This is a genomic window from Curtobacterium sp. MCLR17_034 (genome assembly GCF_003234485.1).
Lineage (GTDB): Bacteria > Actinomycetota > Actinomycetes > Actinomycetales > Microbacteriaceae > Curtobacterium > Curtobacterium flaccumfaciens.
On sequence record NZ_QKTH01000026.1, the window covers coordinates 1 to 15,222 of the forward strand.

Sequence of the window (15,222 nt, forward strand, 5' to 3'; positions counted from 1 at the left end):
CCGGGGTGGGGGCGACCACCGGCGAGACCGGGGCGGTCTGGGCAACGGGCGCCGCGCCTCCAGGCTGCTCGACAGGCTGTTCCGCAGGGGGCGTGATCGCCGCACCGGACGCGACCGAGGCGTCCGAGTCGACGCGGATGATCGGCTTGCCGACCTCGACCGTGTCACCCTCGGACACGAGCAGGCCCGTGACGGTGCCGGCGAACGGCGACGGCAGCTCGACGAGCGACTTCGCGGTCTCGATCTCGACGAGCACCTGGTCGACGGCGATCTCGTCCCCGATGGCGACGCGCCACTGCACGATCTCGGCCTCGGTGAGACCTTCACCCACGTCGGGCAGGGGGAATTCGGCGGCGGCCACTACGGCTCCTTCGCGGATCTGGTCGTGCTCGGTCGGACGGGTCAGTAGGCGAGGGCGCGGTCGACGGCCTCGAGGATGCGGTCGGCATCCGGCAGGTGCAGGTGCTCGAGCTTCGAGACCGGGAACGGCACGTCGAAGCCGGAGACCCGCAGCGGCGGTGCCTGCATCGTGTAGAACGCCCGCTCTGCGACGGTCGCGGCGATCTCGCTGCCGACGCTGACGAAGCCGGAGGCCTCCTGCGCGATGACCAGGCGACCGGTCTTGCGGACGGAGGCCAGCAGCGGCTCCCAGTCGATCGGCGAGATCGAGCGGAGGTCGATGACCTCGCAGCTGGTGCCCTCGGCCTCGGCGATGTCCGCCGCCTGCATCAGGGTGGCGACCATGGCGCCGTGCCCGACCAGGGTGACCTCGGTGCCGGTGCGGGCGACGCGGGTCGTGTGCATCGGGACGTGGCCGTCGACCAGGTCCACCTGGCCCTTGGGCCAGTAGCGGGACTTCGGCTCGAGGAAGACCACCGGGTCCTTCGATGCGATGGCCTCCTGGATCATCCAGTAGGCGTCGTTCGGAGTGCTCGGGCTGACGACCCGCAGTCCCGGGGTGTGCGCGAAGTACGCCTCGGGGGACTCCTGGTGGTGCTCCACGGCGCCGATGTGGCCGCCGTAGGGGATGCGGATGACGACGGGCAGCGACATGTGTGCCGGCAGGCGGTTCGCCATCTTCGCGAGCTGCGAGGTGATCTGGTCGAAGCCGGGCCACACGAAGCCGTCGAACTGGATCTCGACGACCGGGCGGTAGCCGCGCAGGGCGAGGCCGATCGCGGTGCCGATGATGCCGGCCTCGGCGAGCGGGGTGTCCCGCACGCGCTCGGCGCCGAAGCGGTCCTGCAGGCCCTCGGTGATGCGGAAGACGCCGCCCAGCTGGCCGATGTCCTCGCCCATCAGCAGGACCTTGTCGTCCGCTTCCATGGCCGCGGCGAGCCCGGCGTTGAGGGCCTTGGCCATCGGTAGGGTCGGGGTGGGGTCGCTCGGAACCTCACCGGCGCCCGGGTGGGAGCGCAGGGTGTAGTCGAAGAGCTGCTCGGTGGTGCTCATGCGTGGGCGCCCCCTTCGAAGCCGGCCTCGTACTGGGCGAGCCAGGCCTTCTGCTCGGTGATCCGCGGGTGCGGTTCGCGGTACACGTTGTCGAACATGACGTCGACGGACGGTGCGGTCAGGGCGACGGTGCGGCGTCGGACGTCGGCGGCGATGTCCTCGCCCTCTTCGTCGAACGCGGCGAACTGCTCGTCCGTCGCACCCTTCGAGCGCAGGTACGCCTCGGACCGGACGATCGGGTCGCGCAGGACCCACTCCTCGAGCTCGCCGTCGGCGCGGTACCGGCTCGGGTCGTCGGAGCTGGTGTGCGCACCGATGCGGTAGGTGTCGGCCTCGATGAAGGCCGGGCCCTGGCCGCTGCGGGCGTGCTCGGTCGCGACGACCGAGGCCGTGTAGGAGGCGAGGATGTCGTTGCCGTCGATCAGGACGCTCGGGATCCCGAAGCCGCGCGGGCGGTCGACGAGCGGCGTCGGGGACTGCACCGACACCGGCACCGAGATGGCCCAGTGGTTGTTCTGCAGGAAGAAGACCACCGGCGCCTTGGTCGACGCGGAGAACACGAAGGCCTCGTTGACGTCGCCCTGGCTGGTGGCGCCGTCGCCGAAGTAGACGATCGAGCAGGCGTCGCGGTCCGGGTCGCCCGTGCCGACGTCGCCGTCGAGCTTCTGGCCGAGCGCGTACCCGGTGGCGTGCAGGGTCTGCGAGCCGATCACCAGGGTGGAGATGTGCGTGTTGCCGCGCTGGTCCGGGTCCCACCCGCCGTGGGTCTGCCCGCGGTACATCGCGATGATCTCCATCGGCTCGACGCCGCGGTGCATCGTGACGGCGTGCTCGCGGTAGGACGGGAACACGTGGTCCTGGGCGCGCAGGGCGAAGGCCGAGCCGGTCTGTGCCGCCTCTTGCCCGTGGCTGGGCACCCACAGGCCGAGCTGCCCGGTGCGCTGGAGGTTGTGGCCGGCGTGGTCGAACCGACGGGTGAGCACCATGCGGCGGTGCATCGCCAGCAGGGTCTCGTCGGGGATCGCCCGCGCGGCGGCGGCGAACTCGGCGTTCTCGTCGGTCTCCACGAACCGACCCTCGGGGTCGAGGAGCCGGACGGTGGTCGTCGCGGGAGCCGCGGCGCGGAATGACATGCGGGCCAGCGTAGCGCCAGGCACTAGTCGGCCACCTGGAGGTCCCCCACAAGTGAGCGGGCTGTTTGGAGGAGCGTTTCCACAGCTTCGTGCTCGCCGATCGAGATGCGGATGCCCTCTGGCGGGAAGGCCCGGACGATGATGCCGGCGTCCTCGAACGCGGCCGCCGCGGTCGCCGTCCGCTCGCCCGTCGGCAGCCAGAGGAAGTTGCCCTGGGCGTCCGGGACGTCCCAGCCCTGGGCCCGGAGCTCGACGACGATCCGGTCGCGCAGGGTGGCGATCTCGGTCACGCGTCCGAGCAGTTCGGCCTCGCGTTCCAGGCTGGCGAGCGCCGCCGCCTGGCCCTGGGCGGTCACGGACAGCGGGATGGCGCAGGCCCGGACGGCGTCGAGCACGTAGTCCGGACCGAGCGCGTAGCCCACCCGGAGCCCGGCGAGCCCGTACGCCTTCGAGAAGGTACGGAGGACCACGAGGTTGGGGTGCGCGGCGAGCAGCGGGTGGCCGTGCACGGCGGCTTCGTCGGTCACGAACTCGGCGTATGCCTCGTCGAGCACGACCAGCACCGACTGCGGCACCGCGGCCATGAACGCGTCGAACTCCGCGGCGGTCACGACCGGCCCCGTCGGGTTGTTCGGCGAGCAGACGAGCACCATGCGGGTGCGTTCGGTGACGGCCGCGGCCATCGCGTCGAGGTCGTGCCCGCCGTCGGCGCGGTTCGGCACCTGCACGCTCGTGGCGCCGGCGACCGTGACGACCCCGGGGTACGCCTCGAACGAGCGCCACGCGTAGACGATCTCGTCGCCCGGGCCGGAGGTCGCGCGGGCGAGCTCGTGCAGGATCGCGACACTGCCCGGGGCGACGTGCACCTGCTCGGCGGTCAGCCCGAAGCGGTTGGCCAGCACGGCGCGCAGGGCGAGGGCGGTGGCGTCGGGGTAGCGGTTGTACGAGGTCTGGGCCTGCACGGCCTCGACGACCCCGGGGAGCGGCGGGAACGGGTTCTCGTTGCTCGACAGCTTGAAGGCGGAGTCGGACGCCTGTCGCCCCTGCTTGTACGCGGGGAGGACGGCCACCTCGGGCCGGATGTGCACACGCTGCTCGCTCACGGGTCCAGGCTACCGGCAGGCCCACGGCACCCACGAGGGGAACGAGGGCATCATGGTCGCATGCGATTCCTCGTCCGCCTCGTCGTCAACGCCCTCGCGCTCTGGCTCACCACGCTCATCGTCAGCGGCGTCTCCGTGACGCCGTTCGGTGACGGCGGGACCACTGCGACCGTCCTCACCTTCCTGCTCGTGGCGTTCGTGTTCGGTCTCGTGAACGCGGTGATCGGCACGCTCATCCGGATCGTGGCGTTCCCGCTCTACATCCTCACGCTCGGGCTCATCTCGTTCGTCGTGAACGCGATCCTGCTGCTCATCGTCGCGGGCATCTCGGAGGCGTTCGGCTTCGGGCTCGAGGTCGACTCCTTCGGCTGGGGCATCGTCGGTGCCTTCGTGCTCGCGGTCTTCGCCTGGCTGATCGGGCTCTTCGCCCGCCCGGTGCTCAACCGCCACGGGCGTGACCCCGGCGGACCTCGCGGAGGACCCCGCCCTGCGTCATGATGTGCTCATGACCCAGGACGTCGACGCCCCGTTCCGCGTCTCGTTCGTCTGCAGCGGCAACATCTGCCGCTCCCCCATGGCCGGGGTCGTGTTCGCGCAGATCGCCGCGGACGCCGGCTTGGCTGACCGGTTCCAGGTGGAGTCGGCCGGCACCGGTGACTGGCACGTCGGCGAACCCGCCGACGAGCGCACGATCGCAGCGCTGGCGGCGCGCGGATACGATGGCAGCAGGCATCGCGCCCGTCAGTTCGACCCGGACCGGTTCCCGGACCTCGACCTGGTGGTCGCACTCGACCGCTCCCACGAGCGCATCCTGCGTTCGTGGGCCCCGACCATGGACGACTCCGCCAAGGTGACGCTCCTGTTGCGGTACGACGCCGCCTGGCCCCAGCAGGCCGACGTGCCGGACCCGTACTACGCGGACCGGCACGAGTTCGACCGAGTGCTCTCGACCGTCGAACGGGCCTGCCGGGCGCTCTTCCACCAGCTCGAGCCGGCAGTCCGTCAGGGAGCCCCATGACCCCCCTTCCCCCGCAGCCGATCAGCCCGCTCGACGGGCGCTACTACCCGATCGTGCACACGGTGGGCGAGCACCTCTCCGAGGCCGGCCTCAACCGCGCGCGCATCGTGGTCGAGGTCGAGTGGCTCATCTTCCTGACCGACCACGCGATGTTCACCACTTCGCCGCTCAGCGTCGACGACAAGGCAGCACTGCGCCGGATCGTCGATACCTTCGGCCAGGACCAGATCGCGGAGCTCGCCGAGATCGAGGCGACGACCCGCCACGACGTCAAGGCCGTCGAGTACTTCGTGCGCCGCCGGCTGTCCGAGCTCGGCCTCGACGCGATCGCCGAACTCACCCACTTCGCCGCCACCAGCGAGGACGTCAACAACCTGTCCTACGCACTCACCGTGCGGGACACCGTCGACCAGGTCTGGCTGCCCGGCTTCCGTGCCGTGCTCGAGAAGCTCCGCACGCTCGCCGTCGAGCTGAAGAGCGTGCCGATGCTCTCGCACACCCACGGTCAGCCGGCCACCCCGACGACGCTCGGCAAGGAGCTGGCGGTCGTCGTCTACCGACTCGAGCGCGTGCTCGCCCAGATCGAGGGCGGCGAGTACCTCGGCAAGTTCTCCGGCGCGACCGGCACCTTCTCGGCACACCTCGCCGCCGACCCCGAGGCCGACTGGCCCGCGCTGTCCCGCGAGTTCGTCGAGGGCCTCGGCCTGACGTGGAACCCGCTCACCACGCAGATCGAGTCGCACGACTGGCAGGCCGAGCTCTACGACCGGGTGCGTCACGCCAACCGGATCCTGCACAACCTGGCCACCGACGTGTGGACCTACATCTCGATGGGGTACTTCACGCAGATCCCCGTGGCGGGTGCCACCGGGTCGTCGACGATGCCGCACAAGATCAACCCGATCAAGTTCGAGAACGCCGAGGCGAACCTCGAGATCTCGTCGGCGCTCTTCTCGACGCTGTCCGAGACCCTCGTGACCAGCCGACTGCAGCGCGACCTGACCGACTCCACCACGCAGCGGAACATCGGCGTCGCGTTCGGGCACTCGCTGCTCGCGCTCGACAACCTGCGCCGCGGACTGGGCGAGATCGCCGTGAACGAGGTCAAGCTCGCCGACGACCTCGACCACAACTGGGAGGTCCTCGCCGAGGCCATCCAGACGGTCATCCGTGCCGAGGTCACCGCCGGGCAGTCGAACATCGAGGACCCCTACGCGATGCTCAAGGAGCTCACGCGCGGCAAGCGGGTGAGCCAGCAGGACCTCATCGTCTTCGTGAACCGTCTGGACATCTCCGACGGCGCGAAGGCCCGGCTGACCAACCTGACGCCGGCGACCTACACGGGCCTGGCGGACGAGCTGGTCGACCACCTCGACGTCTGAGCACGACGGACCGGCGGCCGGACGGTCGTCGGTCCGTCATCGGATCCGCATCCGGGGGTGCGGAAACCTGAGCGGTTCGATAGGTTCGTATCGCTGAGTACATCTCAGCACGGGGGGCGTCGCAGTGGATGCACCCTGTCCACTGACCGGATGGATCTCCACACCGTGCTTCGTTCTCGCATCACCGCGGCCGCCGTCGGCGCCACCGTGCTCGGCGTCTCCGCCGCCCTCGTCCCGACGGTCTCGACCGCCCTGGTGACGAGCACCGCTGCTTCGGCCATCGTCACCTGGACCGACTCGGCCGACGACTTCACCGCCGCGCCGACCGGCACCTTCCCGCTGACCGACCAGTGGTACTGGGCGTCCGTGACCGACCTGGACGGTGGCGGTTCGATCACCGACCACGCCACGCTGGACGAGGACGGCCTGTCCGTCTCCGAGGGCGAGGCCGTCGGCCTGGTCCGCGGCCTGAACAAGCCCGTGCCCGCGAGCAGCGTCCCCGCCCTCGCCGCCGGCATCAGCATGACGACCACCGGCGCGACGAGCTTCGGTCTCGCGGTCCAGGAGGGCGGTGACACCAGCGCGCAGACCGTGGTCTTCGCCACGGACGCGCCCGAGACCGGTGACGGCGTCGGCATCTCCGACGGCACCAGCAACTGGATCGACCCCGCGACCGGCGAGGTCGAGTCGACGACGGAGCTCACGGCCGACCTCGAGGCCGCCGACGCGCAGGTCGTCGGGTACGTCGTCTACGTCGGCATCGACGTCGCCGCCGACACCACGGCCCCGCCGACGCCCGAGCCGACCGAGACGCCCGCTCCGACCGACGAGCCCACCCCGGCCCCGACCGTCGACGGCACCCCGGCACCGAGCGCGCTGCCCAGCAGCGAGCTGAAGAGCCTCGCCGCCCCGCTCGAGGCGAACGGTCAGTCGCTCGCCGCCGACGCCAGCGGTTCGATCTCCGCGCTCCGCATCGACGACACCACGACGTACTTCACGCCGCAGCCCACCGCGACCATCGAGACGTCGACGACCGTGCGCGTGTCGCAGACCCTCACCGGATTCCAGGTGACGGGTGCAGGCTTCGCCCCGAACGAGTCCGTCGCGGCGACCATCACGCAGGGCGGCGAGACCTACTCGATCCGCACCAACGCTTCGGTGGCGGACGACGAGGGCGACATCGTCGTCGTGGTGGTCCTGCCCGAGGGCGCCGTGAGCGCCGGCGCCTACACCGCCACGCTCGAAGGCCGGTCCTCGAGCCAGACCGCTTCGGCCGATGGCGCCTTCGTCGCCGACCCGGCCGCTGCCGGTGACCCGGGCACGGCACCGGTCGCCGTCCCGGTGCCCGGAACGGCGAACTTCACGGGCTGATCTTGCCGATCCTCCCGACCGAGCCACGGCGGCGTGCGACTGTGATCGCCGCCGCCGTGGCGGTCGTCTGTGCGGGGGCCGTCGCGTTCGTCGCGCTCGGTCCCCTGTCAGCCGTGCCCGCCCCGACCCCCACCCGGTCCGTCGCGGCACCGACGCCGACCCCCACGACGACACCGGAGCCGACCCGGTCGGCAGCACCCGTCGACGCGGTCGACGCCCCGGCCAGCACCACCGTCGCCGCCGTCACCGGCGCGTCCGTCCCGGTCAGCGCGAGCGCGGGCGGCACGGCGACACAGACCCTCGAGAACCCGCAGGCGTCCGGTGCCCCGCTCGTCTTCCGGGTCGTCGACCAGCAGGACGGCTGGGCGGAGGTGCAGCTCGCACAGCGCCCGAACGGCAGCACCGGCTGGGTGCCGACCAGCGCCGTCAGCCTGACCGAGGACCCGTACGCGATCGTCGTCACCCGCTCGACGAAGACGCTCGACCTGTACAAGGACGGCAAGGTCGTCGACAGCTACCCCGTCGCCACCGGCACCGGCGGCACACCGTCGCCGACCGGCCGGTTCGCGCTGACCGAGCTGCTCGCACCGACAAACGAGGGCTACGGCCCGTACGCGTACGGCACGACGGCGTTCTCGGACGTGCTCAACTCGTTCGGTGGTGGCCCCGGCCAGATCGGGCTGCACGGCACGGAGGACACGTCGAGCATCGGCACCGCCGCCTCGCACGGCTGCATCCGCATGCACAACGCCGACATCACGGCGCTGGCGGAGCGCCTGCCGCTCGGCACGCCGTTCCAGGTGCGCTGACGTTCCAGGTGCGCTGACGCGCTCACCCCGCCACAGTTCGTGAGCAGGAATGGTCGGGTTCCGCATCGGGACCCGACCATTCCTGCTCACGAAGCGGGTCTGCTGCGCTGACGTTCCAGGTGCGCTGACAGGCGGCCTGGAGGCACGGCGTGCGCCCGGCAGTGGGCGCCACCGTCTCAGGTGGTGACGTCCAGGGCGACGGCGACCAGCGCCTCCAGGACGGTGCGCACCACGGGACGGACGGCACGGTCCGGGCGGACCAGTGCCTCGATGCGGCGTCCGGCACGGACGTCGGCGAGTTCCGCCAGGTGGAAGCGTCCGGCGGCCCGCGTGCCCGACGTGTACCGCGGGACGAGTGCGATGCCGTGGCCGCCCGCCACCAGGTTCTCGATGACCGGCAGGTGGATCGTGCGGAACGCGACACTCGGCGGGGTGTCCGTCGCCGCGGCCATCGCGTGCAGCACCCGGTCGATCGGGTAGCCCTGCGGCACGCCGATCCAGCGTTCCCCGACGACCTCGTCGATGCCCACGCGTGCGCGGCCGGCCAGGGCGTGCCCGGGCGGCAGGGCGACGTCGAGGGGTTCGCGGAGCAGCGGCACGGTGTCCACCGATCCCTGGTCGGCCGGTCGGACGCCGTCGGACCGGTGCCCGACGACCACGTCGTGGTCGGCCGCGAGCGGTGCGAACTCCCCCTCGCTGACGTCCACGTCGACCAGGGTCAGTGCGATGCCCGGGTGCGCCTGCATCCGGGTGAGCACGCCGGGCAGCAGCAGTTCCGCCGCCGACGGGAAGATCGCCAGCGACACCGGTCCGGTCGTGCCGCCGAGGTGCTCCTGCCAGGCGGCGTCCACCCGCGCGATGGCGGTCGCGACCCCCGAGGCCAGGCCCGCGAGCACTTCGCCGTGCGGGGTCAGCCGGACCCCGCGCCCGACGCGTTCGACCAGCGGGACGCCGACCTGCCGCTGCAGCGTCTGCAACTGCTGAGAGACGGCGCTCGGTGTGCGGTGGGTGGCCTCGGCGACGGCCGTGACGCTGCCGCGCTCGGCGAGCTCCCGCAGGACCGCCAGCAGTTGCACGTCGAAGTCGACCATGCAGGGAGCCTACATCGTTGTTCGCAAAGGATTCGATGGACCTACAACGTCCTAGCCGGGACGATGAGGAGCATGACCACCCGAGACCGCCTCCTCGCCGTCGTCGTCGCCGTGGTCTGGGGACTGAACTTCCCCGCGACGGCGCTCGCGCTCGAGCACTTCCCACCGTTCCTGCTCGCAGCGCTGCGGTTCACGATCCTGGCGGTCCCGACGCTGCTGTTCGTGCCGCGGCCGCGGATCCCGTTCGGGCGACTGCTGCTCGTCGGCCTCGGGCTCGGCGTGCTGCAGTTCTCGTTCCTGTACCTGAGCATGGCGTCCGGCATGCCGTCGGGGCTGGCCTCGCTCGTGCTGCAGGCCTCCGCGCCGTTCACGGTGGTGCTGGCAGGGGTGTTCCTGCGCGAGCGGCTGACCGGCAGGCAGGTCGTCGGGGTCACCGTCGCCGTGGCCGCCCTCGCCGCGATCGCCCTGCACCGTTCCCAGACCGCTGCGCTGCTGCCCGTCGTGCTCGCACTGTGCGGTGCGCTCGGGTGGGCGATCGGCAACGTCGCGACCCGGCGGGCCGGGGCCGCGAACCCGTTGCACCTGACCCTGTGGTGGTCGGTCGTGCCGCCGGTCCCGATGGTCGTGCTGTCGCTCGTGGTCGAGGGTCCGGACCGCATCGGCACCGCACTCGGCACCGCGTTCACGGCGGCGGCGCTGCCCGCTGACCTCGGCCTGCTCTACATCGTGGTCGTCGCGACCCTGGTGGGGTACGGCATCTGGTCACGGCTGCTGGCGGCCTACCCCTCGAGCACGGTCGCGCCGTTCTCGATGCTCGTGCCCGTGGTCGGAGTGCTCGCGTCGTGGGTGGCCTTCGGCGAGGTGCCCGACCTGGTCGAGGTGCTCGCCGGCGCGGTCGTCGTGGCCGCCGTGCTGTGGTCGTCACGTCCGGCGCGGGACCGCGGGCCGCGGCCGGCCCCCGTCGACGAGGGCGTACGACGTGCCGCGGCCGTGTCGCCGAGGACGCACGACGTGCCGCCCGGACCGCTCGCGAGCGGCAGTCCGCGCGACCTCGACCCGGCACTCAGCCCCGGTGCTGGCGACGCTCCGCGATGATCCCGGCGAGCGCCCCACGCAGGTGCGGGTACCGGAACTCGTAGCCGGCTTGGGTCAACCGGGTCGGCACGACCCACCGGCTCTTCAGCACGAGTTCGGTCTCGGTGCGGATCGCGAACGACCCGAGCTCGAGCATCCACCGCCAGGTCGGCACCCCGAACCGGCGCCCGACGGCGTCGCGGAGGGTCGCCATCACGGTGCGGTTGTCGGACGGGTTCGGGCTCGAGATGTTCACCGGCCCCTCGATCTCCGGGTGGTCGCGGAGGAACCGGATCGACCCGAGGACGTCGGCGATGTGCACCCAGCTGAAGCGCTGCCGACCGTGCGTGGGCCGGTGGTGGTGGTACGTGCCGGCGCGGAGCCGGGAGCGCGTCGGCACCCACGGTCCGTCGTACTGCGGCCCGCCGAGGCCGGCCTGCGCGAGCCGGAGGAGCGGCAGCAGAGCGCTGCCGTCGCCGAACACGATCGCCATCCGGAGCGCCACACGACGGGTGCCGGGCAGGTCGGCGCCGAAGAAGGCGTCCTCCCACGCGCGGGCGACGGAGACCGAGAACCCCTCGCCGATCTCCCCCGTCGCTTCGTCCTGCGGTCGGTCGTCGGCGTGCCGGTAGATCGTCGCGGTCGAGGCGTTCATCCACAGCGGCGTCGGGTGCTCGGACGTGCGGATGGCCTCGGCGAGCTCGAGCGTGGTGTCCACCCGCGAGCGCATGATCTCCGCACGGTTGCGTCGGCCGTAGCGGCAGTTGACGCTCTTGCCCGCCATGTTCACGACCATCGCGGCGCCGTCGACGAGTTCCCGGATGCGCATGGTGTTGCCCCACACGGCGTCGCCGGTCCGGCCGACGGTGACGACCCGGTACCCCTCTTCCGTGAAGGCGTCCCGCAGGTACCGCCCCACGAAGCCGCTCGCTCCCGCGATCACGACGCGGCCCTTCTGGTCGCTCATCTCATCCCCGTTCTGTGTCCGGCGCGATCTCGTACCGGAACGCCCCCTCGTACCGGTACAGCGTGCCGAGCACCGGCGCCGTGAGCACCAGGGACACGCGCTGCAGGTCGGCTTCGTCATCGAATCGTTCTGTGAGCGTCACACGCGGGCTCAGGGCGGCCGGGAGGCGCAGATCGCGTCCCAGCGCTCGGAACGTCACGCGCGTGGAGACCAGGCGCAGGGCGCCCGCGTCGGGACCGTCCGCGTCGACCTGCGCCCGGAGCCGGGCGCTGACGCGCCCGTGGCGACCCAGGTGGTCGACCAGGCCGTCCGGTTCGGCGGTGATGGCGTCCACCATCGTGCGGCTCCCGGAGCGGAACCGGAAGGTGCGGTGCGCGCGGACGGCGACCCGGGCCTCCAGGCTGACCCCTGACCCGCGGCGGACGCGAGCCGGCCGGTTCTCGACCGTGAACGGGACGTCCCGCTCCCAGACCGGGAACATGACGGAATCGTGGGCGAACACCGCGAGCACCGGCCAGAGCCACCGACGTGGGGTGCCGACGACGTCGAAGACGCCCTCGCCGCGGCCGACGTGCCCGGGCGGGACGGGGCCGAAGTACGTGCGGAGCCGCGGGTGCAGCCGGGCCAGCACGTCCGGCGGTGTGGACAGCTCGTAGGGCGACCGGCTCACGGTTCGATCCTGGCATGTCGTCAGTGCGGATCCCTACGATGTCGCACATGGGACACGACCACGGGCACGGCGTCGGGCACGCCTCGGAGCGCGCCCTGCTCGTCGCGTTCTGCATCTCGGCGGGCATCCTGCTCGCCGAGGTCGTGGGCGCCGTGGTCACGGGTTCGCTCGCGCTGCTCGTCGATGCCGGGCACATGGTCGTCGACACCGGCGGACTCGGCATCGGGCTCGTCGCGACGCGGCTCGCCCGCCGGTCCCCGACCGCGCAGCGCACCTGGGGCTTCCAGCGGGCCGAGGTCCTCGGGGCCACCGCACAGGCCGCGATCCTGCTCGCCGTCGGGGTCTACGTGATCATCTCGGCGGTGCAGCGGCTGTTCGTGCCGGAGGAGATCCACTCCGGGCCGCTGCTCGTCTTCGGCATCGTCGGACTCGTCGGCAACCTGGTGGCCTACGCGGTGCTGCTGCGGGCGTCGGGCGAGGGGTTCACCTCGCGCGCCGCCCGGCTCGAGGTCCTCAACGACACCCTCGGCTCGGTCGCCGTCATCATCGCCGCGGTCGTGCTCATGCTGACCGGGTGGGAGCGGGCGGACTCCGTCGCCGCGATCCTGATCGGCCTGCTCATCCTGCCGCGGGCGATCCGGCTGCTGCGCGAGACCGCGAACGTGCTGCTCGAGTCGACGCCGCCGGGGCTCGACCTCGACGACGTGCGTGGTCACATCCTCGAGCTCGACCACGTCATCGCGGTGCACGACCTGCACGCGACGCTCGTGGCGACCGGGGTGCCGAACCTGACCGCGCACGTGGTCGTCGACGACCACTGCTTCTCGACGGCGCACGCCCCGGCGATCCTCGACGAGCTGCAGCGGTGCGTGGCGGAGCACTTCGACGTGCCGGTGGAGCACTCGACGTTCCAGTTGGAGCCGGTGTCGCACCGGCGGCACGAGTACGAGGTGCACGCGTAGGGTTCCGCGCTCGGGCGTGCGGGCGTCGGTCGGGGGCGCTCCGGCTTCGCGACGATCCACCAGGTGATCGACGCGTGGTCTGTCGCAGAACGGGTGTCCGCGGGTGCCGCGTCAGCAGTCGTCGGTACGCGTGGGGTAGGCCGTGATCACCCGGTCGGTGGTGGCCGAGACGATCACCTTGACCCAGGGCTCGTCGTCGGGGCGTGAACCGTCGTCGAACCGGACGGGTGCGGCGTAGCAGACCTTGCCGTCGCCGGCGTCGAGCGGGAACCCGGGGCGCGGGTCCTCGAGCGCCGTCTGCACCGCGGTGAGCATGGCGTCGTCCCAGTCGCGCGAGCCGTGCCCGGTGACGACGTCCTGCCAGTCGGCGGTGTGCCGCACCCGGATGTGCTCGTAGCCCTGGGCAGCGGTGCCGCACTGCAGGGTGACGCGGCCCAGGGCCTCGGTCTCGTACTGCGCGACGGCCGCCTGGGTCGTGGTGTCGCATCGGCCGAGCGCGGTGCTGCCGGGCATGTCCGGCCCGGTGCGGGTGATCGTGACGGTGCCGTCACCGGCGGCGGTCGGCGCGTCGCTCGACGTCCGTGAGGCCGAGCCGGCACCGATGGTCGGGTCGTCCGCGCCCTGCCGTGCCGTCAGGAACAACCCACCGGCGAGGAGACCGGCGGCCACCACGGCCGCGACGCCGGTGGTCACGGGACGGTTGCGGTTCCGGGGCACGCGCCCAGTATGCCGGGAGTTCGACCGCACGACGGAACCAGGCTCCGGACACCGCACCGCGCGATCGCGTGGTGCGGTGTCCGGAACCTGGTTCCGGGCCGACGGGAGGCCCGCCACGCGTCAGGCGCGCGCGGCCAGCCGGGTGCCGGCGACGACGGCCAGGACGGCGACGAGCACCACGTACCCGATCAGGACGGGGAGCGTCGGGATCACCAGCAGCGCTGCCCCGACGGCCACGACCGGCACGGTGAGCCCGGCGTAGGCGATGAGGAACGTGGCGGCGAGCACGCCGCCCCGGCGCTCCGGGCCGACCAGTGCTGCGGCGCTGCCGATCGCGGCGCGGAACAGCAGGCCGACGCCGGCTCCCGCGACGACCCCGCCGCCGATGAACCCGGCGACCTGCAGCAGGACCGCGGCGACGGCGAGGACGACCAGGCCGACGACCAGGAGCAGCATGCCGAGCCGGATCTGCGCACGCTGCGACAGTCGGGCGAAGACGATCTGCGACAGCGCGCTCGCGGCGAAGACCCCGAAGGTCGTGGCGCCGGCGGCCAGGCGGTCGGTGACGTGGAACGTGGTGCCGAGGAAGCTCGGCGCGACCGAGGTGAAGAGGCCCTGCACGGCGAGCGCGGCGAACGCTGCTGCGCCGGCTGCCCAGAACGCCGCACCCTGCCCCTCCGGCGCCTGCATGCGCTGCGGGCGGTAGGCCACGGGCTCCTCGGGACGGTCGACCGTCTCCGGTGCGGCCAGCACGAGCACGAACGCGACGGCCAGCGCGATCACGAACACCACGTACGGGACCATGAGCGGCTGCCCGACGAACTCGGCGAGCGCTCCGCCGACCAGGGCGCCGAGCGACAGCCCCCCGAGGTTCACGGCTCCGGCGGCGACGCTCGCGCCCTTCGCGGAGTCGCTCGACCCGGTGGCACGGACCCGGAGCTCACCGAGGTGTGCCGTCGCGGTCGCCGTCACCGTCCCGACGCCGAGGCCGGTCACGAGCCGGGCGACGATGAGGCCGGTGACGTCGTTCCAGAGCAGGAACAGCACGGCGGCGACGAGCTCGAAGGCGATCGACACCAGGATGAGCGGGCGCCGCCCGTGCACGTCGCTGAGGTGCCCCGCCAGGTACAGCGACCCGACGACCCCGACCCCGTACGCCGCGAAGATGACCGTCGTGGTGAAGGTCGGGAAGCCGTCGCGGGCCTGGTAGATGACGTAGAGCGGTGCGGGGACGGTCGCGAAGGCCATCACCGCGAGGAACGCGAAGGCGACGACCCAGAAGCCGAAACCGTGGCGCCGACGGGTGTGGACACGGCGTCCGCGCGGGGCGACGACACGGTCGCTCGCGGATGCGGGAGCGGCGGTGGTGGCGGGGACGGTGCCCGTCGGGGTGTCGGTGACGGTTGACATGCTCCGATGATCGCCCTCACACTGCATCGAGTCCAACGGATGCGCTTGATGTGCACGATCGAT

Annotated in this window: 16 protein-coding genes; 7 read left to right on the top strand and 9 right to left on the bottom strand. The window is 72.0% G+C overall.

Features of this window, described 5'->3' with window-relative positions:
* The 4 genes from DEI98_RS18965 to DEI98_RS17410 form a co-directional block, all read right to left on the bottom strand.
* A partial coding sequence (locus tag DEI98_RS18965) for a biotin/lipoyl-containing protein (RefSeq protein WP_309147108.1) occupies positions 1 to 361 on the bottom strand: 361 nt, incomplete at its 3' end.
* 41 nt (positions 362 to 402) lie between these two features.
* On the bottom strand, positions 403 to 1,362 hold the full coding sequence (locus DEI98_RS17400; protein WP_110864996.1) for an alpha-ketoacid dehydrogenase subunit beta: 960 nt from the start codon (positions 1,360 to 1,362) through the stop codon (positions 403 to 405).
* Between the two features lie 86 nt (positions 1,363 to 1,448).
* Positions 1,449 to 2,585, bottom strand: coding sequence for a thiamine pyrophosphate-dependent dehydrogenase E1 component subunit alpha (locus DEI98_RS17405; RefSeq protein WP_071404900.1), 1,137 nt, complete (start codon positions 2,583 to 2,585; stop codon positions 1,449 to 1,451).
* A 23-nt stretch (positions 2,586 to 2,608) separates the two neighbouring features.
* Entirely contained in the window at positions 2,609 to 3,688 is a 1,080-nt protein-coding gene (locus DEI98_RS17410) for a histidinol-phosphate transaminase (RefSeq protein ID WP_110864969.1), read from the bottom strand.
* A 60-nt stretch (positions 3,689 to 3,748) separates the two neighbouring features.
* On the opposite strand from DEI98_RS17410, the gene DEI98_RS17415 reads away from it, so the two are divergent.
* The 5 genes from DEI98_RS17415 (at position 3,749) to DEI98_RS17435 (ending at position 8,268) form a co-directional block, all read left to right on the top strand.
* Positions 3,749 to 4,186 carry a phage holin family protein gene (locus tag DEI98_RS17415; RefSeq protein ID WP_111101460.1) on the top strand — a complete coding sequence of 146 codons (438 nt, stop codon included), beginning with the start codon at positions 3,749 to 3,751 and terminating at the stop codon, positions 4,184 to 4,186.
* A 7-nt stretch (positions 4,187 to 4,193) separates the two neighbouring features.
* The gene (locus tag DEI98_RS17420; protein WP_017886476.1) at positions 4,194 to 4,706 is read left to right on the top strand and encodes a low molecular weight protein-tyrosine-phosphatase; all 513 of its coding nucleotides are present in this window, start codon (positions 4,194 to 4,196) and stop codon (positions 4,704 to 4,706) included.
* Complete coding sequence (purB, locus tag DEI98_RS17425; RefSeq protein WP_111101461.1) at positions 4,703 to 6,088, top strand: adenylosuccinate lyase; 1,386 nt, start codon at positions 4,703 to 4,705, stop codon at positions 6,086 to 6,088. The genes DEI98_RS17420 and purB overlap by 4 nt, the downstream gene beginning before the upstream one ends.
* Before the next feature lie 150 nt (positions 6,089 to 6,238).
* Positions 6,239 to 7,459 (top strand): hypothetical protein, encoded by a 1,221-nt coding sequence (locus DEI98_RS17430; protein ID WP_111101462.1) that lies wholly within the window; start codon positions 6,239 to 6,241, stop codon positions 7,457 to 7,459.
* Between the two features lie 113 nt (positions 7,460 to 7,572).
* Positions 7,573 to 8,268 carry a L,D-transpeptidase family protein gene (locus DEI98_RS17435; protein ID WP_258370932.1) on the top strand — a complete coding sequence of 232 codons (696 nt, stop codon included), beginning with the start codon at positions 7,573 to 7,575 and terminating at the stop codon, positions 8,266 to 8,268.
* Positions 8,269 to 8,444: 176 nt separating this feature from the next.
* On the opposite strand, the gene DEI98_RS17440 is transcribed toward DEI98_RS17435, so the two are convergent.
* On the bottom strand, positions 8,445 to 9,359 hold the full coding sequence (locus DEI98_RS17440) for a LysR family transcriptional regulator (protein ID WP_111101464.1): 915 nt from the start codon (positions 9,357 to 9,359) through the stop codon (positions 8,445 to 8,447).
* Between the two features lie 72 nt (positions 9,360 to 9,431).
* On the opposite strand from DEI98_RS17440, the gene DEI98_RS17445 reads away from it, so the two are divergent.
* Positions 9,432 to 10,454: an EamA family transporter gene (locus DEI98_RS17445; RefSeq protein ID WP_258370933.1), complete on the top strand. Its 1,023-nt coding sequence runs from the start codon at positions 9,432 to 9,434 to the stop codon at positions 10,452 to 10,454.
* Here DEI98_RS17445 and DEI98_RS17450 read toward each other — a convergent pair.
* Together DEI98_RS17450 and DEI98_RS17455 are read right to left on the bottom strand one after the other, a co-directional pair.
* Entirely contained in the window at positions 10,423 to 11,400 is a 978-nt protein-coding gene (locus DEI98_RS17450; protein WP_111101465.1) for an epimerase, read from the bottom strand. The two genes, DEI98_RS17445 and DEI98_RS17450, sit on opposite strands and share 32 nt — an antisense overlap.
* A 1-nt stretch (position 11,401) precedes the next feature.
* On the bottom strand, positions 11,402 to 12,070 hold the full coding sequence (locus DEI98_RS17455) for a DUF4166 domain-containing protein (protein WP_111094305.1): 669 nt from the start codon (positions 12,068 to 12,070) through the stop codon (positions 11,402 to 11,404).
* Between the two features lie 47 nt (positions 12,071 to 12,117).
* On the opposite strand from DEI98_RS17455, the gene DEI98_RS17460 reads away from it, so the two are divergent.
* On the top strand, positions 12,118 to 13,032 hold the full coding sequence (locus DEI98_RS17460; protein WP_111094306.1) for a cation diffusion facilitator family transporter: 915 nt from the start codon (positions 12,118 to 12,120) through the stop codon (positions 13,030 to 13,032).
* A gap of 111 nt (positions 13,033 to 13,143) precedes the next feature.
* Here DEI98_RS17460 and DEI98_RS17465 read toward each other — a convergent pair whose 3' ends face one another.
* Positions 13,144 to 13,749: a hypothetical protein gene (locus DEI98_RS17465; RefSeq protein WP_111101466.1), complete on the bottom strand. Its 606-nt coding sequence runs from the start codon at positions 13,747 to 13,749 to the stop codon at positions 13,144 to 13,146.
* Between the two features lie 120 nt (positions 13,750 to 13,869).
* Positions 13,870 to 15,159 carry an MFS transporter gene (locus DEI98_RS17470; protein WP_111101467.1) on the bottom strand — a complete coding sequence of 430 codons (1,290 nt, stop codon included), beginning with the start codon at positions 15,157 to 15,159 and terminating at the stop codon, positions 13,870 to 13,872.
* Positions 15,160 to 15,222 lie beyond the last annotated feature (63 nt).